At 70.9% G+C, this 21,935-nt stretch carries 23 protein-coding genes and 1 pseudogene; 14 read left to right on the forward strand and 10 right to left on the reverse strand.

The genetic code is table 11. The features are described 5' to 3' along the window. Window positions 1–170 precede the first annotated feature (170 nt). Window positions 171–1,334 carry a globin domain-containing protein gene (locus BMZ18_RS11805; RefSeq protein WP_068361284.1) on the forward strand — a complete coding sequence of 388 codons (1,164 nt, stop codon included), beginning with the start codon at window positions 171–173 and terminating at the stop codon, window positions 1,332–1,334. A 9-nt stretch (window positions 1,335–1,343) separates the two neighbouring features. Here BMZ18_RS11805 and BMZ18_RS11810 read toward each other — a convergent pair whose 3' ends face one another. Together BMZ18_RS11810 and BMZ18_RS11815 are read right to left on the reverse strand one after the other, a co-directional pair. After that, entirely contained in the window at window positions 1,344–1,604 is a 261-nt protein-coding gene (locus BMZ18_RS11810) for a DUF2277 domain-containing protein (RefSeq protein ID WP_068361286.1), read from the reverse strand. A gap of 185 nt (window positions 1,605–1,789) precedes the next feature. Beyond that, window positions 1,790–2,110, reverse strand: a complete 321-nt coding sequence (locus tag BMZ18_RS11815) for a WhiB family transcriptional regulator (protein WP_068361289.1) — start codon at window positions 2,108–2,110, stop codon at window positions 1,790–1,792. A gap of 201 nt (window positions 2,111–2,311) precedes the next feature. On the opposite strand from BMZ18_RS11815, the gene otsB reads away from it, so the two are divergent. The 4 genes and pseudogenes from otsB (at window position 2,312) to BMZ18_RS20200 (ending at window position 6,605) form a co-directional block, all read left to right on the forward strand. Continuing rightward, window positions 2,312–4,870 (forward strand): trehalose-phosphatase, encoded by a 2,559-nt coding sequence (gene otsB / locus BMZ18_RS11820; protein ID WP_068361290.1) that lies wholly within the window; start codon window positions 2,312–2,314, stop codon window positions 4,868–4,870. Between the two features lie 304 nt (window positions 4,871–5,174). Continuing rightward, complete coding sequence (locus BMZ18_RS11825; RefSeq protein ID WP_244516508.1) at window positions 5,175–6,194, forward strand: RNA/DNA-binding domain-containing protein; 1,020 nt, start codon at window positions 5,175–5,177, stop codon at window positions 6,192–6,194. Between the two features lie 24 nt (window positions 6,195–6,218). Then, window positions 6,219–6,347: pseudogene (locus BMZ18_RS20195) on the forward strand (ATP-binding protein); the annotation flags it as partial. 51 nt (window positions 6,348–6,398) lie between these two features. Continuing rightward, on the forward strand, window positions 6,399–6,605 hold the full coding sequence (locus tag BMZ18_RS20200; protein ID WP_280141992.1) for a helix-turn-helix domain-containing protein: 207 nt from the start codon (window positions 6,399–6,401) through the stop codon (window positions 6,603–6,605). Window positions 6,606–6,636: 31 nt separating this feature from the next. Here BMZ18_RS20200 and BMZ18_RS11830 read toward each other — a convergent pair whose 3' ends face one another. Continuing rightward, window positions 6,637–7,728 (reverse strand): LacI family DNA-binding transcriptional regulator, encoded by a 1,092-nt coding sequence (locus BMZ18_RS11830; RefSeq protein WP_068361293.1) that lies wholly within the window; start codon window positions 7,726–7,728, stop codon window positions 6,637–6,639. A 125-nt stretch (window positions 7,729–7,853) separates the two neighbouring features. Here BMZ18_RS11830 and BMZ18_RS11835 point away from each other — a divergent pair, with 125 nt between their 5' ends. Genes BMZ18_RS11835 through BMZ18_RS11860 form a run of 6 tightly spaced genes read left to right on the forward strand, consistent with a single transcriptional unit; the run spans window position 7,854 to window position 12,813 of the window. After that, complete coding sequence (locus BMZ18_RS11835) at window positions 7,854–8,861, forward strand: metal ABC transporter solute-binding protein, Zn/Mn family (protein WP_244516510.1); 1,008 nt, start codon at window positions 7,854–7,856, stop codon at window positions 8,859–8,861. A 46-nt stretch (window positions 8,862–8,907) separates the two neighbouring features. Continuing rightward, window positions 8,908–9,708, forward strand: coding sequence for a metal ABC transporter ATP-binding protein (locus BMZ18_RS11840; RefSeq protein WP_068361329.1), 801 nt, complete (start codon window positions 8,908–8,910; stop codon window positions 9,706–9,708). Window position 9,709: 1 nt separating this feature from the next. Next, window positions 9,710–10,579, forward strand: a complete 870-nt coding sequence (locus BMZ18_RS11845; RefSeq protein WP_068361296.1) for a metal ABC transporter permease — start codon at window positions 9,710–9,712, stop codon at window positions 10,577–10,579. Window positions 10,580–10,620: 41 nt separating this feature from the next. Continuing rightward, complete coding sequence (locus tag BMZ18_RS11850; protein ID WP_068361299.1) at window positions 10,621–11,373, forward strand: LamB/YcsF family protein; 753 nt, start codon at window positions 10,621–10,623, stop codon at window positions 11,371–11,373. Next, the gene (locus tag BMZ18_RS11855; protein ID WP_068361301.1) at window positions 11,370–11,963 is read left to right on the forward strand and encodes a 5-oxoprolinase subunit B family protein; all 594 of its coding nucleotides are present in this window, start codon (window positions 11,370–11,372) and stop codon (window positions 11,961–11,963) included. Before BMZ18_RS11850 ends, BMZ18_RS11855 begins: the two co-directional genes overlap by 4 nt. Before the next feature lies 1 nt (window position 11,964). Further along, window positions 11,965–12,813 carry a 5-oxoprolinase subunit C family protein gene (locus BMZ18_RS11860; RefSeq protein WP_068361304.1) on the forward strand — a complete coding sequence of 283 codons (849 nt, stop codon included), beginning with the start codon at window positions 11,965–11,967 and terminating at the stop codon, window positions 12,811–12,813. A gap of 70 nt (window positions 12,814–12,883) precedes the next feature. On the opposite strand, the gene BMZ18_RS11865 is transcribed toward BMZ18_RS11860, so the two are convergent. The 6 genes from BMZ18_RS11865 to carD form a co-directional block, all read right to left on the reverse strand. Beyond that, window positions 12,884–13,417 carry a dihydrofolate reductase family protein gene (locus tag BMZ18_RS11865; RefSeq protein WP_068361307.1) on the reverse strand — a complete coding sequence of 178 codons (534 nt, stop codon included), beginning with the start codon at window positions 13,415–13,417 and terminating at the stop codon, window positions 12,884–12,886. A gap of 63 nt (window positions 13,418–13,480) precedes the next feature. Continuing rightward, entirely contained in the window at window positions 13,481–14,455 is a 975-nt protein-coding gene (rlmB, locus tag BMZ18_RS11870; RefSeq protein WP_068103606.1) for a 23S rRNA (guanosine(2251)-2'-O)-methyltransferase RlmB, read from the reverse strand. After that, a complete protein-coding gene (gene cysS, locus BMZ18_RS11875; protein WP_068103608.1) occupies window positions 14,455–15,858 on the reverse strand; it encodes a cysteine--tRNA ligase in 1,404 nt (467 codons plus the stop codon). The genes rlmB and cysS overlap by 1 nt, the downstream gene beginning before the upstream one ends. An 11-nt stretch (window positions 15,859–15,869) precedes the next feature. Continuing rightward, window positions 15,870–16,346 carry a 2-C-methyl-D-erythritol 2,4-cyclodiphosphate synthase gene (gene ispF, locus BMZ18_RS11880; protein ID WP_068103610.1) on the reverse strand — a complete coding sequence of 159 codons (477 nt, stop codon included), beginning with the start codon at window positions 16,344–16,346 and terminating at the stop codon, window positions 15,870–15,872. Window position 16,347: 1 nt separating this feature from the next. Then, the gene (gene ispD, locus BMZ18_RS11885) at window positions 16,348–17,046 is read right to left on the reverse strand and encodes a 2-C-methyl-D-erythritol 4-phosphate cytidylyltransferase (RefSeq protein WP_068361310.1); all 699 of its coding nucleotides are present in this window, start codon (window positions 17,044–17,046) and stop codon (window positions 16,348–16,350) included. A 25-nt stretch (window positions 17,047–17,071) separates the two neighbouring features. After that, complete coding sequence (gene carD, locus BMZ18_RS11890; protein WP_068103613.1) at window positions 17,072–17,560, reverse strand: RNA polymerase-binding transcription factor CarD; 489 nt, start codon at window positions 17,558–17,560, stop codon at window positions 17,072–17,074. Between the two features lie 253 nt (window positions 17,561–17,813). Between carD and BMZ18_RS11895 the strand changes: the two genes are divergently transcribed. The 3 genes from BMZ18_RS11895 to disA all read left to right on the forward strand — a co-directional run bounded on the left by BMZ18_RS11895 (window position 17,814) and on the right by disA (window position 21,077). Then, on the forward strand, window positions 17,814–18,371 hold the full coding sequence (locus BMZ18_RS11895) for a copper chaperone PCu(A)C domain-containing protein (RefSeq protein ID WP_068149225.1): 558 nt from the start codon (window positions 17,814–17,816) through the stop codon (window positions 18,369–18,371). A 51-nt stretch (window positions 18,372–18,422) separates the two neighbouring features. Next, on the forward strand, window positions 18,423–19,913 hold the full coding sequence (gene radA / locus BMZ18_RS11900; protein ID WP_082894919.1) for a DNA repair protein RadA: 1,491 nt from the start codon (window positions 18,423–18,425) through the stop codon (window positions 19,911–19,913). Window positions 19,914–20,006: 93 nt separating this feature from the next. Beyond that, window positions 20,007–21,077 (forward strand): DNA integrity scanning diadenylate cyclase DisA, encoded by a 1,071-nt coding sequence (disA, locus tag BMZ18_RS11905; RefSeq protein ID WP_068106412.1) that lies wholly within the window; start codon window positions 20,007–20,009, stop codon window positions 21,075–21,077. A gap of 94 nt (window positions 21,078–21,171) precedes the next feature. Here the strand turns inward: disA and BMZ18_RS11910 are convergent, their stop codons facing one another. Beyond that, complete coding sequence (locus BMZ18_RS11910) at window positions 21,172–21,891, reverse strand: hypothetical protein (protein WP_068103615.1); 720 nt, start codon at window positions 21,889–21,891, stop codon at window positions 21,172–21,174. Window positions 21,892–21,935: the final 44 nt, after the last annotated feature.

Consider the following 21,935-nt stretch of genomic DNA (forward strand, 5'->3'; position numbering starts at 1 on the left):
TCCGTCGACGGGAACAACACTACCGCACCTGAGTCCATTCCACTCAACTTTCCTGCCGTCGCTCCGCGCAGGGGGTGCATCCGCGCACGTGGTGGCCCGCGAGACCGGCGCCCGATAGCATCGTGGTTCGCCACATCCGTCACATTCGGCCACCGTCGGGGGGGTGCTCCATGCTCGACGCCCGCGCGCTCGCGGCCGTGCGCGGCGGGCTGTCCTGCGTCCTCGACGACGAGCAGCGGCGCGACGCCGTCGCCCGCTCCTTCTACGCCCGCCTGTTCGCCGAGTACCCCGACTTCCGGGCCTTCTTCCCCGCCGGCATGGACCAGCAGCGACACCGACTGATGCGCGCGATCGCCCACGTCGTCGACCACGTCGAGGACGGGGCGTTCGTCCCGTTCCTCCACCAGCTCGGGCGCGACCACCGCAAACACGGCCTGACCGGGGCGCACTTCCTGGCCGCGTCGAACGCCCTCGCCGCCGCCGTGCGCGAGAACGCCGACACCTGGAATCCCGAGATCGACGCCGCGTGGCGACGCGTGGTGTCGGCCGTGTGCAACGCGATGGCGGTGGGAGCGGACTCGGAGGAACTGCCCCCGTACTGGAGCGCGACCGTCGTCGAGCATCACCGCGTGCTCGACGATCTCGCGATCGTGCGACTCGAGACCGACGGCGACATTCCCTTCGAGGCGGGGCAGTACCTCAGCGTCCAGATCCCGCAGCGCCCCCGACTGTGGCGGTACCTTTCGCCCGCCATCGCCCCGAACACGTACCGCGGCATCGAGTTCCACGTCCGTCGCGTCTCCGCGGGCTGGGTCAGTCCCGCCGTGGTCTCGGAGACGACGGTGGGCGATCGCTGGCTGCTCGGGCCACCGCTCGGCGGCCTGTCCGTCGACACGTCACCGAGCGCGGAGGACGTGCTCATGATCGCGAGCGGCACGGGCGTCGCCCCGCTCCGCGCCCAGCTGATGGCGCTGGCGATGCGGAGCAGCCCACCACGGGTCCACCTCTTCGTCGGCGGCGCCCACCCCAGCGACCTCTACGACCTCGACACCCTGCTGGCCCTGTCCCGCACCAATCCGTGGCTCACGGTCGTCCCCGTGGTCGAGAACACCGAGGAACCGTGGTGGCGCCCACCGACCGGCCGCGAACTCCCCCTCGGCGTCCACCGCATGCTCGTGGGCAAGGTGGGACCCGTGGTCACCCGCTTCGGCTCGTGGGCCGATCGGCAGATCCAGGTCTGCGGGTCACCGTCGATGGTGCGCAGCACTCTCTACGCACTGCGGAAGGCCGGGACGCCGATGACGAACGTCCAGCACGATCCCCTGGGGTACTAGTCGGTCCGTCTAGGCCGTCGCGGCGCTGTGGGCCAGGCGACGGAGCGGGGGCTCGGTCTTTGGCGGCTGTCGGCGCGGCGGCAATGTCGCGAGCAGCCGACGGGTCGATGCCGTGACCTCCGCCACGGCAGCCTCGAACGGCTCACGGCTGGCCTCGGACAGGGTGCGCAGTCCGCTGACCTTCCGCACGTACTGCCGCGCCGCGGCTTCGATCTCGTCCTCCGTCGCCGCCGGTTCGAGTCCGCGCAGCTCGGTGATGTTCCTGCACATGCTCTCGACGGTAGACCCGCGGCCGCTCGGAGGGAACACCCGAGAATCAGCGAATCACCCGATTCCCGTTCGATTCCGCCGCGAACCGCCCTGCGGTCGAATTCCCGACACTTCGTCCGGCAATTCGGTATTTCTCCCGATTCTCGCGGTCGAAATACGGGCGACGACGCTGCCGTGTGGCTCGTTCAGCCTATTGCGCGATTGTCCTGAATACTCTCCGCGACCATCCGCTCCGTCACACTCTCCGCGAGCATCCGCTCCGGCGCCGACATTCCGCCCCAGACGCCGTACGGCTCGCCCGCGGTCACGGCGTACTCGCGGCATCGCTGCAGCACGGGGCACTGCGCGCACACGCGCTTGGCCTGCTCTTCTCGTGCGGCACGCTTGTGTCCGCGTTCACCTTCGGGGTGGAAGAAGACCGCCGAATCCATGCCTCGACAGAGGCCGTGCATCTGCCACTCCCACGTGGTGGTCACCGGCTCCGGCAAACGAACGGGCTTGGACATGACACTCCTCGAACTCCGGCACTTACGACGCGCTCGACACAGTGGCAGTATGACATTACGCAGAAACAACTCAGAAGTTAACGGAGAATTCTCCGAAACAATCATCGGAGCCGAATGTCGTCGTCACGGGGTCGACGGCCTCGCCCGGTCGGCCCTCTCCCGATGCGCCACCGACCGCCTCGGTGGCCTAGATTCTGTCCGGTGAGCGCCGCCGACCTCCCCCTGACACTGCGCCGCGCCCTCGTCGGCATCGCGAGGGTGCCTCGACTGCTGGTCGCCTCGGACTACGACGGCACCATGGCGCCGCTGGTGTCCGATCCGCAGAAGGCCTTTCCGCACCCGGAGTCCGTACGCGCGCTCCGTGCGCTCGCCGGGCTCGACCACACCGACGCCGCCGTCATCTCCGGCCGCGCCCTGCGCGATCTCGCCATCCTCTCCCGCCTCCCCGTCGAGGTGCAGCTGGTCGGCAGCCACGGGTCGGAGTTCGACGCGGGCTTCGTGACCGAGCTCGGCGACGACGCGAAGGAACTCCTCGACCGGCTGATCGCGGAGCTCCGCAGCATCGCGTCGCAGGGCGAGCACATCACCGTCGAGACCAAGCCCGCGAGCGTCGCGCTGCACGTCCGCAACGCCGAGCCCGAGGTGGGCGAACGCGCCCTGACCGCCGTGCGCGACGGCGTCGCGCAGTGGGACGGCGTGCAGGTCACCGAGGGCAAGTCGGTGATCGAGCTCGCCGTCATCGTCACCGACAAGGGGCAGGCGCTCGACATCCTCCGCCACCGCGGGGGCGCGTCCGCGGCGATCTTCTTTGGCGACGACGTCACCGACGAGAAGGCGTTTCGTCGTCTGCACGGGCCCGACATCGGCGTCAAGGTCGGCCCGGGCGACTCCCTCGCCGAGTACCGCGTCGAGAGCACCGAGGACGTCGCGGCCGCACTCGCCTTCCTCACCGAGGAGCGTCGTCGGTGGCTTTCCGGCGCCGACGCGCCGCGCATCGAGCGACTCACCATGGTGGCCAGTCCGCGGTCCGTCGGACTGCTCACTCCCGACGCGTCCCTCACCTGGCTCTGCCACCCGGAGCCCGACTCGGCCGCGGTCTTCGCGCATCTGCTCGGCGGCGACGAGGCCGGCCACTTCACCGTGGGCCCGGCGCGGCCGTCCCTGCCGCTCAGTCAGCAGTACCTCGACAGCACGATGACGGTGCAGACACGCTGGGCCCGCCTGCAGGTCACCGACTACCTCGCGCACGATGTCGCACCGGGACGCACCGACTTCACCCGCGTCGTCACCGGGACGGCGAAGGCCGTGGTGACGTTCGCGCCGCGGCCCGAATTCGGCCAGGCGCGCATGCGTCTCGAACCGGAGGACGACGGACTGCGCATTCACGGCACCAACGATCCGATGGTGCTGCGGGCTCCGGGTCTCGACTGGTCCATCACCATCGAGCACGGGCAGGAGACCGCGCGCGCCGAGATCGATCCGTCGGACGGGCCCGTCGTGCTCGAATTACGCTGTGGGAGCGAAGATCTGGGACCCTCCGAGGTTCCGGAGCCGGAGCGCCGTGCGCAGGCGGAGGCGTACTGGAGCGACTGGGCGGCCGGCCTGTCCCTCCCGCCGCTCAAGCCGGACCTGATGAAGCGCTCGGCGCTGACCCTGCGTGGCCTGGTCCACGCCGATTCCGGGTCGATCATGGCGGCGGCCACCACCTCGCTGCCCGAGGAGATCGGCGGTGTCCGCAACTGGGACTACCGCTACTGCTGGCTCCGCGACGCCGCCCTCACGGCCTCGGCCCTGGTCTCGCTCGGGTCGACCGTCGAGGCCGAGGCCTACCTCGGCTGGGTGCACGACGTGCTCGCCACCGTCCCGGGCCCCGAACGCCTGCACCCGCTCTACACGCTGTGGGGGCAGACGCTGCCGCCCGAGGCCGTCATCGACGTCCTGCCCGGTTACGCCGGGTCCCGCCCGGTGCGCGTCGGCAACGCGGCCAACCAGCAGGTGCAACTCGACGTCTTCGGCCCGATCGTCGACCTGATCCACACCCTCGCGACCACCCGCAGCGCGGCCGGCGTCACCGACGCCGCCGAGGCCCTTCCGGACCGGGACTGGGAGTTGGTGCGTGCCATGGTCGATGCCGTCGAGCGGCGCTGGTCCGAGCCGGACCACGGCATCTGGGAGATCCGCGGCAACCCGCGGCACCACGTCTACTCGAAGGTCATGTGCTGGTTGACCGTCGACCGCGCCCTCACCCTCGCCGACGCCTACGGCCGCGAGGCGCAACTCGGCTGGACCACCCTCCGCGACGTCATCGCCCAGCAGGTCCGCGAGGAGGGCTGGAACGAGGAGGCGCAGTCCTACACGGCGGCCTACGACGGCACCGATCTCGACGCCGCCACCCTGCACATCGGCCTGTCCGGCCTCATCGACCCGGACGATCCCCGATTTCACGCCACCGTCCTGGCCACGGAAGCCGAATTGCGCAGCGGCGCCACGGTCTACCGCTACCACCACGACGACGGCCTGCCCGGCGGCGAGGGCGGTTTCCACCTCTGCGCGGCCTGGCTGGTCGAGGCGTACCTGCTGATCGGGCAGCGGCAACCGGCGGAAGCCCTCTTCACCCAGCTGGTCGCGGCCGCCGGACCCACCGGACTGCTCAGCGAGGAATACGACCCCGTGGCCGAGCGATCCCTGGGCAATCACCCGCAGGCGTACTCGCACCTCGGGTTGCTGCGGTGCGCGCAGCTCCTCTCCGCGGAGCGGTAGCTGCCTCCGATCGCGGGGCGGTCACCGCTCGACGACCCCGCGGCGATTGCCGCGGGTCGGCCGTCACGGCCGCACGACTCGGCCCCATCGAAAGTCGGGTTACGAACCCGGCTCGAAAGGAGCTATCGAGCCTCGGGCGAGGGGTACGACGCCTCGCTCGGCTCGTGACCAGTAGTTTTCGTGCCGGGCCGTTCCCGACTCGCGCATTCTCGAAAAGAACTCGAAAGCCCCGAGGCCAGACCGTGCTGGCTGCCATGGCCCGTCGCTCAGCCGGATCGACTCTAAGAATTTGTAAGCTTCGGCCATGACGTCGAATCAGGTCGATCACTGCCTCAACCTGACGATCGACAAGCGAGGCAGCGCCCTGGCTACGATCGACGAGGATCAGTGGTACGAGCGCAAGAGTGCTCGAGTCGACCCGCGCAAGCTCGCGGAAGCGATGGTCGCCATGGCGAACGCAGAGGGCGGCGTCGTCGTGGTGGGCTTGTACGACAAGGCCGTGGAGGGCATCGACGCATTCCGCCCGAAGACGAACAATCTCAGGCAGGCGTCGATCGACCATTGCACACCTCCCGTCCGGGCAACAATCGACGAAACAGAATGCATCGACGATCGAGGACACCCGAACCACCTTCTGGTCGTGCGGATCGATCCGAGCGAAACTGTCCACGAACTCATGAACGGCGACTGCTATCTGCGGGTGGGCGACGAGTCTCGCAAGCTCAACTACAGCCAACGGCGTGAGTTGACGTACGACAAGGGCACAGCGCAGTTCGACGGAGTAGCCGTACCGTTCACCGAATCGAGCGATCTCCAAGGGCCCGTACTCGACAACTATCGTCGCGTCACGGGGGCGGTGTCGGATCACTCCATCCTCCGAGCGCGAAACCTGATCACCCGCGACGGCAATGCCACGGTCGCGGGGTACCTGCTCTTCGCGGCCAATCCGCAAGAACATTATCCCGAGGCGTACGTGCGGGTGCTTCGATTCTTGTCCGACGAGCGCGGAAGCGGGGCTCGCCTCAGCCTGGACGACAACGCGGATTTCCGGTTCGAAGGGCCGATCCCGGAGGTTCTCGCCCGGGCGACCGCCCAGATCGACAGTATGGCACCACGTCGTCGGCGACTCGATGCGGATGGCTCGTTCACGGGTCAGGACCTTGTGCCCCGCGAGGCTTGGCTCGAGGGTCTGGTCAATGCGGTGATTCACCGCAGTTACAGCCTCGCCGGCGACCACATACGGGTCGAGATCTTCCCCAGCCGAATCGAGATAGAAAGCCCCGGGCGGTTCCCCGGGTTGGCCGATCCGAGCAAACCCACCTAAGTCAGTCGCTTCGCCCGCAACCCTCGCATCGCGCGTGTCTGCGCTGACTTGAGGATCGGGCAGGAACTGGGCGAGGGCATCAGGAGGATTTTCGACGAGATGCGGCGCGTCGGTCTGACGGATCCTGTCTACACCCAGTCCTCCGGGAGCGTTCGACTCGTGCTCGCATCGACCGCACGCCTGGACCCGTCCGTCGCCTCGCGAATGCCTCGAGGTGCTCAGCGCGTCCTCGATCTTCTACGCGCCGCGGACACACCGCTCGGAACGGGTGACATAGCCGAACACCTCGAATGGACACGACCAACGGTCCTGACGAGGCTGCGTGCGCTCCAGGCCGAAGGGCTGATCGAGTGGTCGGGGACGTCGACCCGCGATCCCCGCGCGGTCTGGTCTTTCAAGGCGTTGCCATGAGTCCTCCCCCGTACGTCGCACGCGAGAGACATCACGAACTTCGTCGCGGCGGGCCCAGCGTGCGCCCCGGCACCAGCGTCGTCGGCAGGTGCTCGGTCCGGTCGACCCCGGAATGGCTGACGCCCAACACGATCTCGCCGACCAGGCGACCCTTCTCGACGACGGGCTGACGGACCGTCGTCAGGCCCGCCCGTTCGGCGTCGTCGACGCCGTCGAAGCCGGTCACCGAGAGCGCGTCCGGTATCGAGATGCCCTGCGCGGCACAGTGATCGAGCGCGCCGAGGGCGAGCACGTCCGACGTGCAGATCACGGCGGTGGCGCCGGGGACGGCGGCGAGCGCCTCGGCGGCGGCGGACCGCCCGGCCGGGCGGGTGTTCTCGAAGCGTTCCACCACGGTGAACTCCGCGGACACGCCCGCGGCGACGGCGGCGTCGCGCACCCCGGCGATACGCTCACGCTGGACGTGAAAGGTGATCGAGGACAGTCGATCTGCATCGACGACGCCGTCGTGGCGGTCGCGGCGCAACCGCATGCACAGCACGACGATGCGCCGGTGACCCCGCGCGAAGACCTGATCCGCGAGTTCTCGCATGGCCGTGCGGTCGTCGATACCGACGAGCGAGGTGTCGGCCGCGTCGCGCGGCTGGTCGCACACCACCGTCGGCAGGTGTCGCTCTCGGACGGCGGTGAGGTGCGGATCGTCGTCGGAGACCGAGTAGACGACGAAGGCGTCGACCCCCGCCTGTTGCACCACGGCCGCCGCGTCCTCGGGTGTGGCCGCGGGGCCCGCCGGGATGAGGAGCAGTCCGCGGCCCGCCGATTCGCACTCCTCGGCGAGACCCGTCAGGAACCGCACGGCGGCGGGGTCGCTGAAGGAGTAGCTGAGCGCCTCGGTCAGCACCAGGCCGACGGCTCCGGCCCGCCGGGTGCGCAGCGACCGCGCGACCGGATCAGGACCGGGATATCCGCGCGCACGGGCGGCGTGCAGGACCCGTTCGCGCATCTCGGGCGAGAGCTGGTCGGGCCGGTTGTAGGCGTTGGACACCGTGGTCCGCGAGACGTTGAGCTCGGCGGCCAGCGACGCGAGTGTCGCCACTCGTCGCGGTTCCTTCGACCTCGCCATGATGCGACGGTATCCGGTGCCCGGGCCCTCGTCACCAGGGGCGCGGATTCGTGATCGGGGCCGGGTCGGGGTTACAGTTGCGACAACGATTCCCATTAGCAACTGAGCCTGCCAGGAGTACCCCCGTGTCCGCATTCTCGCCCCGCACCGGCATCGCTGCGATCGCGCTGACCGCTGCCGCCACCACCGTTCTGGCCGGCTGCAGCTCGTCGGAGTCGTCCGGGTCGTCGGGCGGCGAGACCGGCGGTCGCCCCACCGTCGTCGCCTCCACCAACGTCTGGGGCTCGGTGGCCGAGGCCGTGGCGGGCGACCGTGCCGACGTCCAGGCCATCATCGCGGATCCGTCGGCCGACCCGCACTCCTACGAGGCCAGCCCGGCCGACGCCGCCGCCCTGTCCCGCGCGTCGCTCGTCGTCTACAACGGCGGCGGGTACGACGAATTCGTCGACGACGTCCTGGCCTCCGAGTCCGACGTCCCCAGCGTCGACGCCTACTCGTTCCTCGGGGACCACGGTCACGACCACGCCGACGAGACGAGCGAGGCGAGCAGCGACCAGGCCGACGGGGACCACGCCGACGGCGACCACGCCGGGCACGACCACTCCGGCGAGAACGAGCACGTCTGGTACGACCCCGAGGTCGCCGCCGCCACCGCCGAGGCCGTCGCCGAGCAGCTCGGCACGATCGATCCCGACAACGCGTCGTACTACACCGCCAACGCCGAGGCGTTCCACGAGGACATGCACCAGGTCTCGGACATCACCGACCGGATCGCGCAGCAGCGCCCCGGCGCCCCCGTCGCCCAGACCGAGCCCATCGCGCACTACCTCCTCGAGAACGCCGACCTCGACGACCGCACCCCCGAGGACTTCGAGAACGCCATCGAGGAGGGCAACGATCCCTCCCCCGCCGCCATCGCTGCGACCCGCGACCTGCTCACCTCGCGATCCGTGGACGTGCTCGTCTACAACGTGCAGACCGAGGACAACGTGACGGCCGACGTGCGACGCGTCGCGGAGGAGAACGGCGTCCCCGTGGTCGAGGTGACCGAGACCCTGCCCGAGGGCGTCACCTACCTGGAGTGGCAGCGCGGCGCCGCGCAGAGCCTCGCCGACGCGCTCGGCGTCGCGTAGGGCACTCTGTATCGGTGACACGCTCGTGCTCGACGACGGAGGCCCGGTGACCGCGGTTCGACTCCAGGGCGCCACGCTGGCCTACGGGGAGCGGGTGCTGTGGTCCGATCTGGACCTCGAGGTCGCCCCGGGCGAGTTCGTGGCGGTGCTCGGACCCAACGGCTCGGGCAAGACGTCGCTGCTGAAGGTGCTGCTCGGCCAGAACCGGTTGACGTCCGGGACCGCCGAGATCGGGGGCGGACGCGCGTCGGTCGGCTACGTGCCGCAGCAGAAGGCAATTGACGAGGGCGTCCCCCTGCGCGGACGCGACTTCGTGGGTCTGGGCTGGGACGGTCATCGCTGGGGCATCGGCCTGCGGGGCCGCGCCGCCCGTCGGGAGGCGGTCGACGCCGCCATCGCCTCGGTAGGTGCCGAGCAGTTCGCCGACGCCCCGCTCGGGCAGTTGAGCGGCGGCGAGCAGCAGCGGCTGCGCGTCGCCCAGGCGCTGGTCGGCGACCCCGCGGTCCTGCTGTGCGACGAGCCGCTGCTCAGTCTCGACCTGGCCAACCAGCAGGTGGTGGCCCACCTCATCGACCGACGACGACGCGCCCACGGCACGGCCGTGGTGTTCGTGACGCACGAGATCAACCCGATCCTGCCGATCGTCGACCGCATCGTCTACCTCGTGGACGGCAAGTTCCGCATCGGTACCACCGACGAGGTCATGACCTCCGAGGTGCTCTCCGAGCTCTACGACACCGACGTCGACGTGCTCCGGGTGCGCGGCCGCCTGGTCGTCGTCGGCACGGGCGACGCCATGGACGCGCTCGGCGCCGCGGGAGCCCACCACCCGACGGAAGAGATCTGACGTGGACAAGGTCCTCGACGCGCTGAGCAAGGCGTTCGACTTCGGCACGACGGCCGACCTGCTGACCTACGACTTCGTCCAGCAGGCTCTGATCGCCGCTGCCGTGCTCGGCGTGCTGGCGGGGGTCCTCGGTCCCCTGATCGTGAGTCGGCAGTGGTCCTTCGCCGTCCACGGCTCGTCCGAGCTGTCCCTGACGGGTGCGTCCGCGGCGCTGCTCGCCGGACTCGCCGTCGGAGTCGGCGCCATCCTGGGCTCGGTCATCGCCGCGGTGCTCTTTGCGCTGCTCGGTCGGCGTGCGCGCGAGCGCGATTCCGTCATCGGCGTCATCATGAGCTTCGGCCTGGGCCTGTCGGTGCTGTTCCTGTGGGCGTACCCCGGCCGCACCGGCACCTCCTTCTCCCTGCTGGTCGGCCAGATCGTCGGGGTCGGCAGCACCGGCCTGGGGTTGCTTCTCGGCGTGGCCGTGGTGGTCCTGCTGGTGCTGCTCGTCGTCTACCGCCCGCTGCTCTTCGCCAGCACCGACCCGGAAGGCGCCGAGGCTCGGGGCGTCCCCATGCGTGCGCTGTCGATCGTCTTCGCGGTGCTGGTGGGCGTGGCCTGCGCGCTGGGCGTCCAGATCGTCGGGGCGCTGCTGGTGCTCTCCCTCCTCATCACCCCGGCCGCGGCGGCCTCCCGAGTCACCGCGAACCCCGTCACCGCCACCGTCCTGTCGGTCGTGTTCGCCGAGGTCGCCGCGGTGGGCGGAATTCTGCTGTCCCTGGCGCCGGGGGTGCCCGTCTCCACCTTCGTCACCACCATCTCCTTCGTGATCTACCTCGTCTGCCGGGCCGTCGGGCGTCGGACACCGGCGCGGGTGCCGGCGGCGGCCTGACCCGCCCCCGCCGGCAGCGCGCGAACCTCTAGGCTCGGATCATGGTGGACCTCAATGCGGATCTCGGTGAGGGCTACGGCACCTGGACCCTCGGTGACGACGCCGCCATGCTCGCCGTCGTCACCAGCGCCAACATCGCGTGCGGCTTCCACGCCGGGGATCCGGCGACGCTGCTGCGGACCTGTAGCGAGGCGGTGGCCGCCAACGTGCGGATCGGCGCCCAGGTGGGCTACCACGATCTGGTGGGGTTCGGTCGGCGGTTCGTGGACGTCACAGCCGAGGACCTCACCGCCGACGTGATCTACCAGATCGGCGCGCTCGACGGGCTCGCCCGGGCGGCTGGCGGACGGGTGTCCTACGTCAAACCCCATGGCGCGCTGTACAACACGATCGTCCGGCACGAGGCGCAGGCACAAGCGGTGGTCGACGCCGTGACGGCGTACGACGCGTCCCTTCCGGTCCTGGGCCTGCCCGGCTCGGAGTTCCTGCGCCGAGCCGAGACGGCCGGGTTGCGCGCTGTCCCCGAGGCGTTCGCCGACCGCGCCTACACCCCGGAGGGGACCCTGGTGTCCCGACGGGAGCCGGGCGCGGTGCTGCACGACGTCGACGAGGTCGCTCGGCGCGTTCTGCAGTTGGTCACCGAGCGGACCGTCTCCGCCGTCGACGGGTCCGTGGTGGCGGTCGACGCCGCGTCGGTATGCCTGCACGGGGACACTCCGGCGGCCGTCGACATGGCCCGGTCGGCGCGAGAGCTGTTGCAGCGCCACGGTATCGAGCCGGCCCCGTTCGCATGAAGATCCACCGCGTCGGCGACCGCGCACTGCTGGTGGACCTCGACGACACCCGCGACGTCGCCCGGCACCACGCCGGCTGGGCCGTCGGTCACACGGGCATCGGCGAACTGGTGCCCGCCGCCGCGACCGTGCTCGCCATCCTCACCGACGACGCCGATCCCGCGGTCGTCGCACGGTGGCTCGAGTCGACTCCACCCGTGGACCCCGCCGACACCGCGGGCGACCTGGTCACCATCGACGTGGTGTACGACGGACCCGACCTCGAGGCCGTCCGGGACGCCACCGGGCGCGATGTCGTGGCGGACCACACCGGCTGCGTCTGGACCGCCGCGTTCTGCGGCTTCTCCCCCGGATTCGCCTATCTGGTGAGCGATCTCGCTCTGAACGTGCCGAGACGACGCGACCCCCGCACCTCCGTCCCGGCCGGCTCCGTCGCGCTCGCCGGCGACTTCTCGGCCGTCTACCCGTCGTCGTCACCCGGTGGGTGGCAGTTGATCGGGACGACCGATGCCGCACTGTGGTCCGTCGACCGCGATCCACCCGCGCTCGTCGTCCCCGGCACGCGAGTGCAGTTCCGGCAGGTGGGCTGACGTGGCGTCGCTGACCGTCGTCGCCGCCGGCCCGTCCACGACGGTGCAGGATCGCGGGCGCCCCGGGTGGGCGTCACTCGGGGTCGGCCGGTCCGGCGCTGCCGATCGCTGGTCCCACGACGCCGCGAATCGGTTGGTGGGCAACGACGTCGACGCTGCCACCCTGGAGGTCACCCTCGGCGGACTCGTCGTCCGCGCCGACGCCGCCCTCCTCGTCGCGCTGACCGGCGCACCCGTCCCGTGGTTCGTCGACGGCGTACGCCAGGGGCCGGGGACGGCGGTCGTCGTCCCGGCCGGCGCCGAGATCCGACTCGACGTCGCCCCGACCGGACTCCGTGCCTACGTCGCCGTGCGCGGGGGCATCGATGTGCCGCGCGTGCTGGGCAGCCGCGCCACCGACGCGCTGTCCGGGATCGGACCACCGCCCGTCGCCGCGGGGAACGTGCTGGACGTCGGAACGGACCATGCCGACGAGCCCGCCACCGACCTCAACCCGTACGCCCTGCCCGACCGGTCACTGCGCCTCGTCCCCGGCCCGCGCGCCGACTGGTTCGCACCCGACGCCCTCGACCACCTGCTCGGTACCGCATGGACGGTCACCGCCGACAGCAACCGCGTCGGTGCCCGGCTGACGGCCGACGAGCCCCTTCGCCGCAGCCGCGACGACGAACTCGCCAGCGAGGGCATGATGCCGGGCGCACTGCAGGTCCCGCCGTCGGGCATGCCCGTGCTGTTCCTCGCCGATCACCCCGTGACCGGCGGTTACCCCGTGATCGCAGTGGTCGTGGCCGCGGACGTCGACCTCGCCGCGCAGGCCCGGCCCGGCAGCGTTCTCCGCTTCACCCGCTGACCGGCTCCCCGGTTGCGCAGCGGCTCCCCCGATCGAGGGTGCCCGATCGGAACCGGGGAGCCGCTCGCGTCTACCGCACCACCGAGTACTCCGCGCACACGAAGTCCTGATTCCTCATCACGTCGACCAGCGCGAAATCTTGCAGGCGCGGCAGGAGCGGACGCCCGGCACCCAGGGTCACCGGCGCGTACTGGACCAACATCCGGTCGAGGTGACCGGCGTCGGCGATCTGACCGGCCAGGTCGCCTCCGCCCACCACCCAGATCTCCCGGTCCCCGGCCGACGCGGTCACGTCCGACCACCAGGAATCGACGCTCCCGGACACGAACCGCACGTCGTTCTCCGTCGGAGGGAACTGTCGGTGGGTGACCACCCACGTCGGCACGGTGTACGCCCAGGGCTCACCGGTGCGCTCACCGTGATCGACCACCCAGCCGTAGGTGGTCGCGCCCATGACCAGGGCGCCGACGCCCGCCATGAAGGCGCCGTGGTTCATGGGGCCGTCCTCGTCGATGCGCTGGCGGAACAGCCAGTCGAGCGAGTCGTCCTCCGTCGCGAGGAATCCGTCGAGGGAACAGGCGGTGTAGTACGTGACGCGGTTCATGCTGTCAGTGTGCGACGGGGGTCCGACAGACGACGGCTTGCTACCGACCCCGGCGCTGCCGCGCTACCGTCCCCGGCGCTGCCGCGCGATGTCCGCGAGGACAACGCCCGCCGCCACGGACGCGTTCAACGACTCCACCTCACCGGCCATCGGGATCGACAGCACGTGGTCGCAGGTCTCGCGAACCAGTCGCGAGAGTCCCTTGCCCTCGGACCCGACCACGACGACCACCGGGCCGGACCCGTCGTACGCGTCCAGCGAGGTGTCGCCGCCCGCGTCGAGCCCGACCACCTGCACGCCCTGATCGGCCCAGCTCTTCAGCGTTCGGGTCAGGTTGGTCGCGCGGGCGATCGGCAGACGCGCGGCGGCGCCGGCGCTGGTGCGCCACGCGACGGCCGTGACGCTGGCGCTGCGCCGCTGCGGGATGACCACGCCATGGCCCCCGAACGCGGCGACCGAGCGGACGACGGCGCCGAGATTGCGCGGGTCGGAGATGTTGTCCAGCGCCACGAGCAGCGCCGGCTCCTGCCGACTGCGGGCCTGCGCGAGCAGATCGTCGGGGTGGGCGTAGCGGTACGGCGGGACCTGCAGGGCGATGCCCTGGTGCATGCCGTTGGCGCTCATCCGGTCGAGGTCCGTGCGGGAGACCTCGAGGATCGAGATGCCGTTGTCCGCGGCGATCTGCACGCTCTCCTTGAGCCGATCGTCCGCCTCGGTGCCCGACGCCACGTACAGCGCGGTGGCCGGCACCCCGGCGCGCAGGCATTCGAGGACCGGGTTGCGACCCAGGACGTTCTCGGGACCGTCCTCGGTCTTGCGCACGGGCGGACGGCCCCGGCCGCCGGACGCCGCCGGCCCGGTCGCCTTGGCCGCGGCCCGCGCCCGACGCGCCGCGGGATGCTTGGTGCGCTCGGATGCGGGGGGCGTCGCGCCGCGGCCCTCGAGCCCCTTACGACGCTTGCCTCCGGAGCCGACGACCTGGCCCTTCTTGGTTCCCGACTTGCGGACGGCGCCGCGTCGAGCCGAATTGCCTGCCATTACTTCTCCACATCCTTCGCCGCGATCGACCACTCGGGGCCGTCGGGGGTGTCGGTGATCTGCACGCCGGCGTCGGCCAGGCGATCCCGGATCCGATCCGCGGTCGCCCAGTCCTTCGCGGCCTTGGCCGCCGCGCGCCGATCGAGGTCGTCGGCGACGAGCGCACCCAGCGCGGCGTGCTCCGCCGAGGTGTCGGTGCCGGGACCACGCCAGTGCGGATCGAGGGGGTCGACGCCGAGCACGGCCGCCATCGCGCGGACCGACGACGCCGCGTCGACGGCCGCGGGGAGGTCACCGGCGGCCAGCGCCGTGTTGCCCTCGCGGCGCAGTCGATGGATCTCCGCCAGCGCGCGCGGGACCGCGAGATCGTCGTCGAGCGCCTCGGCGAACGCGTCCGTCCACGTGCCGACGGGGACGTCGCCGGCGCGCTCGGCGGTGCGGGTGACGAAGGCCTCCACGCTCCGGTAAGCCGAGGCCGCTTCCTGCAGGGCCTCGAACGAGTACTCGAGCATCGACCGGTAGTGGGCACTGCCGAGGTAGTACCGAAGTTCCTGCGGGCGAACCGATTCGAGCATCGTCGGGATGGAGACCACGTTGCCCAACGACTTGGACATCTTCTCGCCGCTCATGGTGACCCAGCCGTTGTGCAGCCAGTACTGGGCGAAATCACTTCCCGCGCCGCGTGATTGAGCCAACTCGTTCTCGTGGTGCGGGAACACCAGATCGAGACCGCCGCAGTGGATGTCGAACGCCCGGCCCAGATACGCCTCGGCCATCGCCGAGCACTCCAGGTGCCAGCCCGGACGGCCGGGCCCCCACGGGGTCGGCCACGACGGCTCACCCGGCTTGGCGGCCTTCCACAGCGTGAAGTCGCGGGGATCCCGCTTGCCCTCGGCGGCGGACTCGCCCTGATGCACGTCGTCGAGCTTGTGCCCGGAGAGCGCGCCGTACGCGGCGTAGCTCTGCACGTCGAAATACACGTCGCCCGCTGCGGCGTAGGCGTGTCCCGCGTCGATCAAGCGCTGGATCAACTCGACCATCTGCGTGATGTGCCCGGTCGCACGCGGCTCGGCGGACGGCGGGAGCACCCCCAACGCGTCGTACGCGGCGCCGAACGAGCGCTCGAAGGTGGCGGCCCACTCCCACCACGGCCGGCCCGCGGCCGCGGCCTTGGTGAGGATCTTGTCGTCGATGTCGGTGACGTTGCGGACGAAGGCCACGTCGAAACCCGTTGCCGTCAGCCATCTCCGGAGGACGTCGAACGCGACACCGCTGCGAACGTGGCCGATGTGCGGATGGCCCTGCACCGTCGCGCCACACAGATACACCGAGGCATGTCCGTCGGCCAACGGAACGAAGTCCCGAACGGCCCTGGTCGCGGTGTCGTAGAGGCGCAGGGTCACGACGGCCGATTCTACCGGGAATCCGGTCCGTCCAGGACCAGGGCGGTGGCCACGGCCGCGATGCCCTCGCCGCGGCCGGTGAGTCCCAATCCGTCCGTCGTGGTGGCCGAGACCGACACCGGCGCTCCCACCACCGCCGAGAGCACCTGCTGCGCCTCCGCCCGACGGGGGCCGATCTTGGGGCGGTTGCCGATGATCTGGACCGCGGCGTTGCCCACCCGGAACCCGTGCTCGACCAGCAGCTCACGCACGTGCGTGAGCATGGTCGCGCCGCTCACCCCGTCCCACTCGGGCTTGCCGGTGCCGAACACCGAGCCCAGATCGCCGAGCCCGGCGGCGGACAGCAGCGCGTCGCACAGCGCGTGCGCGGCGACGTCGCCGTCCGAATGGCCCGAGCACCCGTCGGCGTCGTCGAACCGCAGCCCGGCCAACCAGCAGTCCCGGCCCACCTCGATCGGGTGGACGTCCGAACCGATTCCCACGCGCATCTCAGTGGCTCTCGCTTCCGACCGGGTGTCGCGCCGCGAGCACCGCGCGGGCCAGCACCAGGTCCATCGGGGTGGTGATCTTGAAGGCTTCGGGATGACCGGCGACGGTGGTCACCGGGACACCCAGCCGCTCCACCAGGCCGGCGTCGTCGGTGGCGTGGTCGGCGGCGGCGTGGGCGCGACGGAGCACATTCGCGTCGAAGCCCTGGGGCGTCTGCACCGACCGCAACGACGCGCGGTCGACGGTGCCGGTGACGACGCCGTCGGCATCGACGGACTTCATGGTGTCGACCACCGGGAGCACCGGCACCACCGCCGGCGACCCGGCGATCACGGCGTCGACGACGCGGGCGACGGTTTCGGGCGGGGTCAGGCACCGGGCGGCGTCGTGCACCAGGATCACGTCGGCCCGGGCGGCGGCGCGCAGACCGGCACGCACCGAGTCGGCGCGCTCGGCGCCCCCGACGACGACGTCGATCGGAAGGTCGCCGGACAGTCGAGCGCAGATGTCCTGTGTGCGGTCCACCAGCCGGTCGGGGACGACGACCACCACATGCGACAGGGCGCCGGAGGCCAGCAGGCCGTCCAGCGCCCAGTCGAGAAGAGTGCGTCCACCCAGATCCACGAACGCCTTGGGGAGGTTCTCGCCGAGGCGAAGCCCCATCCCCGCAGCCGGAACCAGAGCAGCGACGGACGCCATCAGCGGTACTCGGTGCAGCTCGTGGTCAGGACGCCGCGGCCAGAACCTCGTCGAGAATGGTGTCGGCCTTGACCTGATCGGTTCCCTCGGCCAGGGCCAACTCGCCCACCAGGATCTGACGGGCCTTGGCGAGCATGCGCTTCTCCCCCGCGGACAGGCCGCGGTCCTGCTCACGACGCCACAGGTCGCGGACGACCTCGGCGACCTTGTTCACGTCACCCGACGCCAACTTCTCGAGGTTGGCCTTGTACCGACGCGACCAGTTGGTGGGCTCCTCGGTGTGGGGCGCACGCAGAACCTGGAACACCTTGTCCAGACCCTCCTGGCCCACGACGTCCCGCACACCCACGTACTCGGCGTTGTCGGCCGGAACTCGAACGGTCAGATCACCCTGCGCAACCTTGAGAACGAGGTATTCCTTCTGCTCGCCCTTGATGGTTCGTGTTTCGATAGCTTCGATCAGCGCCGCTCCGTGGTGCGGGTAGACGACGGTGTCTCCGACCTTGAAAATCATGTGTTCGTAGCCCCTTTCGATATGGCCAGTTTAACACGCCCTCCGATGGGCTTCCGGCCAACGGTGCAGGTCAGAGCGTGCAGGGGGTTTGCCTTCGGGGTTGACACCACCTCGGATCCGTGTATCGAGGGGGCCCGGGAGTGCCCCAGCGGGAAACGCGGGGGGTTCGGCTACTACGCTCTCCCGTAGTGGACGCGCAGCGCCGCGACGGCGAGTATCGGCCGACGGTGCTCATACATGGAGGACGAACCCAGTGACCGCAACGCTTCGCCCCTTCCGCCCGGCTCGCGTCGCGGCCGCCGCCGTGGCCGTCGGTGCCGCCCTGTCACTGTCCGCGTGCGGCGCCGGACAGATCGCCCAGACCGCCACGCAGGTCGCCGCCATCAACGGCAACGGTGCGGACCAGGCGAACATTCAGTTGCGCAACGTGCACGTGCTCTTCCCCACCAGCTCGGAGTTCCGCCTCGAGGAGGGTGGCCGCGCCGAGCTCGTCTTCACCGCGATCAACACCAGCGCCACCGAGGCCGACCGCCTCGTGTCCATCGAGACCGAGGACGCGGCCGACGTCGTCCTCGAGGGCGCGCCCGCCTCGGGCGTCGAGATCGCCCCGCAGGCCTCGGTCACCGGCGGCGTCCCGGCCGGCCAGATCACCGACCCGGAGAGCGACGAGCTCACCGTGATCCTCGAGGACCTCAGCGATCAGGTCCGCCCAGGCCTCACCGTGCCCGCCACGTTCGTCTTCGAGAACGCCGGCGAGGTCCGCGTGGACGTGCCGGTCGACGCCGGCCCCGTCACCCCGCGCGCGGAGTAGTCCCTCGGCTCGCGCCCGGTCCTGTCGGACCGGCCGTCTAGGGTGCGACCCGTGGCCAAGACTCGCACCAGCTATCGCTGCTCCCACTGTTCGCACGTCGTCGCGAAGTGGGTGGGCCGCTGCCCGGAGTGCGAGACCTGGGGCTCCATGGACGAGGTCACCCTCGCCGTCCCGGTGACCGGCCGGGCCGGCTCCAGCGCCGCGAAAGTCGGTGCGGGATCGATGATCCCGACGTCGCCCGCGCGGCGGATGACCGAGATCTCCAGCACGTCGTCGGTCGCGCGCCCCACCGGCGCCGCGGAGCTCGACCGCGTGCTCGGCGGCGGCATCGTGCCCGGCTCGGTGGTATTGCTCGCCGGTGAGCCCGGCGTCGGCAAGTCGACCCTGCTCCTCGAGGTCGTTCGACGCTGGGCCGAACGCAGCCCCGAGGACGTCGCGCTCTACGTCACGGGCGAGGAGTCCGCGGGCCAGGTACGCCTGCGCGCGGACCGCACCGGGGCGGTTCACGAACGGGTCTACCTCGCGGCGGAGAACGATCTGGCGACGGTCTTCGGTCACGTCGAGCAGGTGTCCCCGACCCTCGTGATCGTCGACTCGGTACAGACCATGCAGGCCTCCGACGTCGACGGGGTGATCGGCGGCGTCACGCAGGTACGGGCCATCACGTCGGCGCTCACGTCGCTGGCCAAGGGCCACGGGGTGGCGGTGATCCTGGTCGGCCACGTCACCAAGGACGGCGCGGTGGCCGGGCCGCGGTCGCTCGAGCACCTGGTGGACGTGGTGCTGCACTTCGAGGGGGACAAGCACTCGACGCTGCGCATGGTCCGCGGCGTGAAGAACCGCTTCGGCGCGGCCGACGAGGTGGGGTGTTTCGAGTTGCGCGAGGGCGGAATCGAGGGCATCGGCGACCCGTCCGGCCTGTTCCTCCACCACCGATCCGACTCGGTCCCCGGCACGGCGGTGACGGTCACCATGGACGGCAAGCGCGCCCTGCTCGCCGAGGTCCAGGCGCTGGTCGCCCCCACCCAGATGCCGACGCCGCGCCGTGCAGTCAGCGGTCTCGACGCGGCGCGGGTGGCGATGAACCTCGCCGTACTCGAGCGGCGATGCGGCATCAAGGTCGGCAGTCACGAGGTCTACGCCGCCACGGTGGGCGGCATGCGGACCACCGAGCCGGTGGTCGATCTCGCGGTCACCCTCGCCGTGGCGTCGGCGGTTCTCGACGTCGCCCTGCCGCCGGACACCGTCGTGCTCGGCGAGGTCGGACTGGCCGGGGAGGTCCGCCGAGTGGCGGGCGTCGACCGGCGGTTGGCCGAGGCCGCGCGCCTCGGTTTCACGCGGGCGGTGGTACCGCGCGACACCGCGGGCGGCGAGCGACCCACCACGGCCCCGCGCGGGATGCGCCTGCTGCCGGTCGGCACCGTGGCCGAGGCCCTGGCCGCCACGGTCCGTTCTCGACGCGGCCGAGCCGACCCGTCGTCGGACGCTCGTCGGCCGTCGGACCGTCGCGCGGAGACCGGGGAGTCCGTGGCGGTACCCTGAGCGGGAGAAAACCGGCGCCAGGAGGGAGTACGGGTGACCGAGACCGTGTCCGTGCCTCCGTTCGCGGGCCCGACCGACGACGATCGACCGCGGGTGTCCGCCACCCTGCGCGACGCCATCGCCGACCTGGCGCCGGGCACAGCTCTGCGCGACGGACTCGAACGCATCCTGCGCGGCCGTACCGGCGGCCTGATCGTGCTGGGGTACGACGCCGAGGTGGAGTCCATCTGCGACGGCGGCTTCGTCCTGGACGTCGAGTTCGCCCCCACCCGCCTGCGCGAGTTGTCCAAGATGGACGGGGCGGTGGTGCTGTCCACCGACGGGACGCGCATCGTTCGCGCCAACGTCCAGCTCGTGCCGGACCACACCATCCCCACGGTGGAATCGGGCACCCGGCACCGGGCCGCCGAGCGCACCGCGATCCACACCGGCTACCCCGTGGTGTCGGTGAGTCAGTCGATGAGCATTCTCAGCGTGTACGTCGGCGGGACTCGGCACGTCATCGAAGGGTCCGCCACGATTCTCTCGCGCGCCAATCAGGCCGTCGCCACGTTGGAGCGCTACAAGGCCCGGCTGGACGAGGTGAGCCGTCAGCTCTCCGTCGTCGAGATCGAGGACTCGGTGACCCTCCGCGATGCCCTCACGGTGGCGCAGCGACTCGAGATGGTGCGTCGGGTGTCGGTGGAGATCGAGCAGAACGTCCTCGAACTCGGCACGGACGGGCGGCAATTGGCGCTCCAGCTCGAGGAGTTGGTGGGCGACAACGACATCGCACGCCAACTGGTGGTGCGCGACTACCTCGCCGGCACCGAACCGCCCACCACGGCCGCCGTCGAGCGAGCGCTGGCCGCCCTCGACCGCCTCACCGACGTCGACCTGCTCGACCTGACCGTGCTCGCGCGCGCCCTGGGGTACCCCGGCACCATCGAGGCCCTCGACGCGCCGATGAGCCCCCGCGGCTACCGGCTGCTCACGCGGGTTCCCCGGCTGCAGTTCGGTCAGATCCACCGGCTGGTGACCTCGTTCGGCACGCTGCAGACCCTGCTCGCGGCCACGGCGGCGGACCTGCAGTCGGTGGAGGGGATCGGCGGACTGTGGGCCCGCCACATTCGAGAAGGCCTGTCGCGCATGGCCGAGGCCAGTATCTCCGGACCCTTCGACTGACCCTCCCCGACCCGCTGCGCAGCGCACCTCATCGCGCGCTGGCTGCAACACACGCGGATCCGGCTGCGCAGCGCACCGCGCGGGGGGGACGGGCTCAGGTGAGGTTGAAAGGCTCCGGGGCGCTGCGCAACTGGCCCAGCTGGCCGACCACCGAGTAGGCGCCGGCGCCGACGGGTTCGCGCGGGGCGGTGCAGCCCGGCTCGGAGGTGGTGCCGGACCACTTCACCGTGAAGGGCGCCTGCTCGCCCGGGCGCAGAGTGCGCAGGTCGGCCGCGCCGGCGGGGAAGCAGTCGGTGTTGGACCACAGCCGACGGCCCTCGAGGGTGTACACGAGGACCTGCTGCAGACCCGATCCGAGATCCCGCTCGCACGCGGTGGTCCCGATGTTGGTGACCACGACCGTGAACCCCGGTTCCTGACCCGCCGGATAGGACGGCTGATCGGGCGTGGCCCGGACCGCCAGGGAGGAATCGGGGCACTGGCCGGGCGGAACGGGCGTGGACGACGTCGTGGTGGTCGTCGTGGTTCCGCTCGAGGATGCGTCGTCGTTCGCCGCGGCCCCACCGCCACCGCCGCCCGAACCGCCGGAACCTTGGTTGGATCCGGTGGCCGAGGCGTCGGGACGGTAGGTGGTGGCCGCGGACGGGGCCAGCGAGGCGGAGGCGGCTGCGGACTGCGTGTCCGACGATCCGCCGCCGGTCAGCGAGACGACGAGCCAGACGACGAGCCCGATGACCACCACCGCGCCGCCGATCGCCAGCGCACGACGGCGCCAGTAGATCTCGGGGGGCAAAGGTCCATTGGGCTCGAGCACATTACAACCGTAGGTGCAGCGTCGCGACGAACCCCGAAACCGGC

Source organism: Rhodococcoides kroppenstedtii (assembly GCF_900111805.1).
Taxonomy (GTDB): domain Bacteria; phylum Actinomycetota; class Actinomycetes; order Mycobacteriales; family Mycobacteriaceae; genus Rhodococcoides; species Rhodococcoides kroppenstedtii.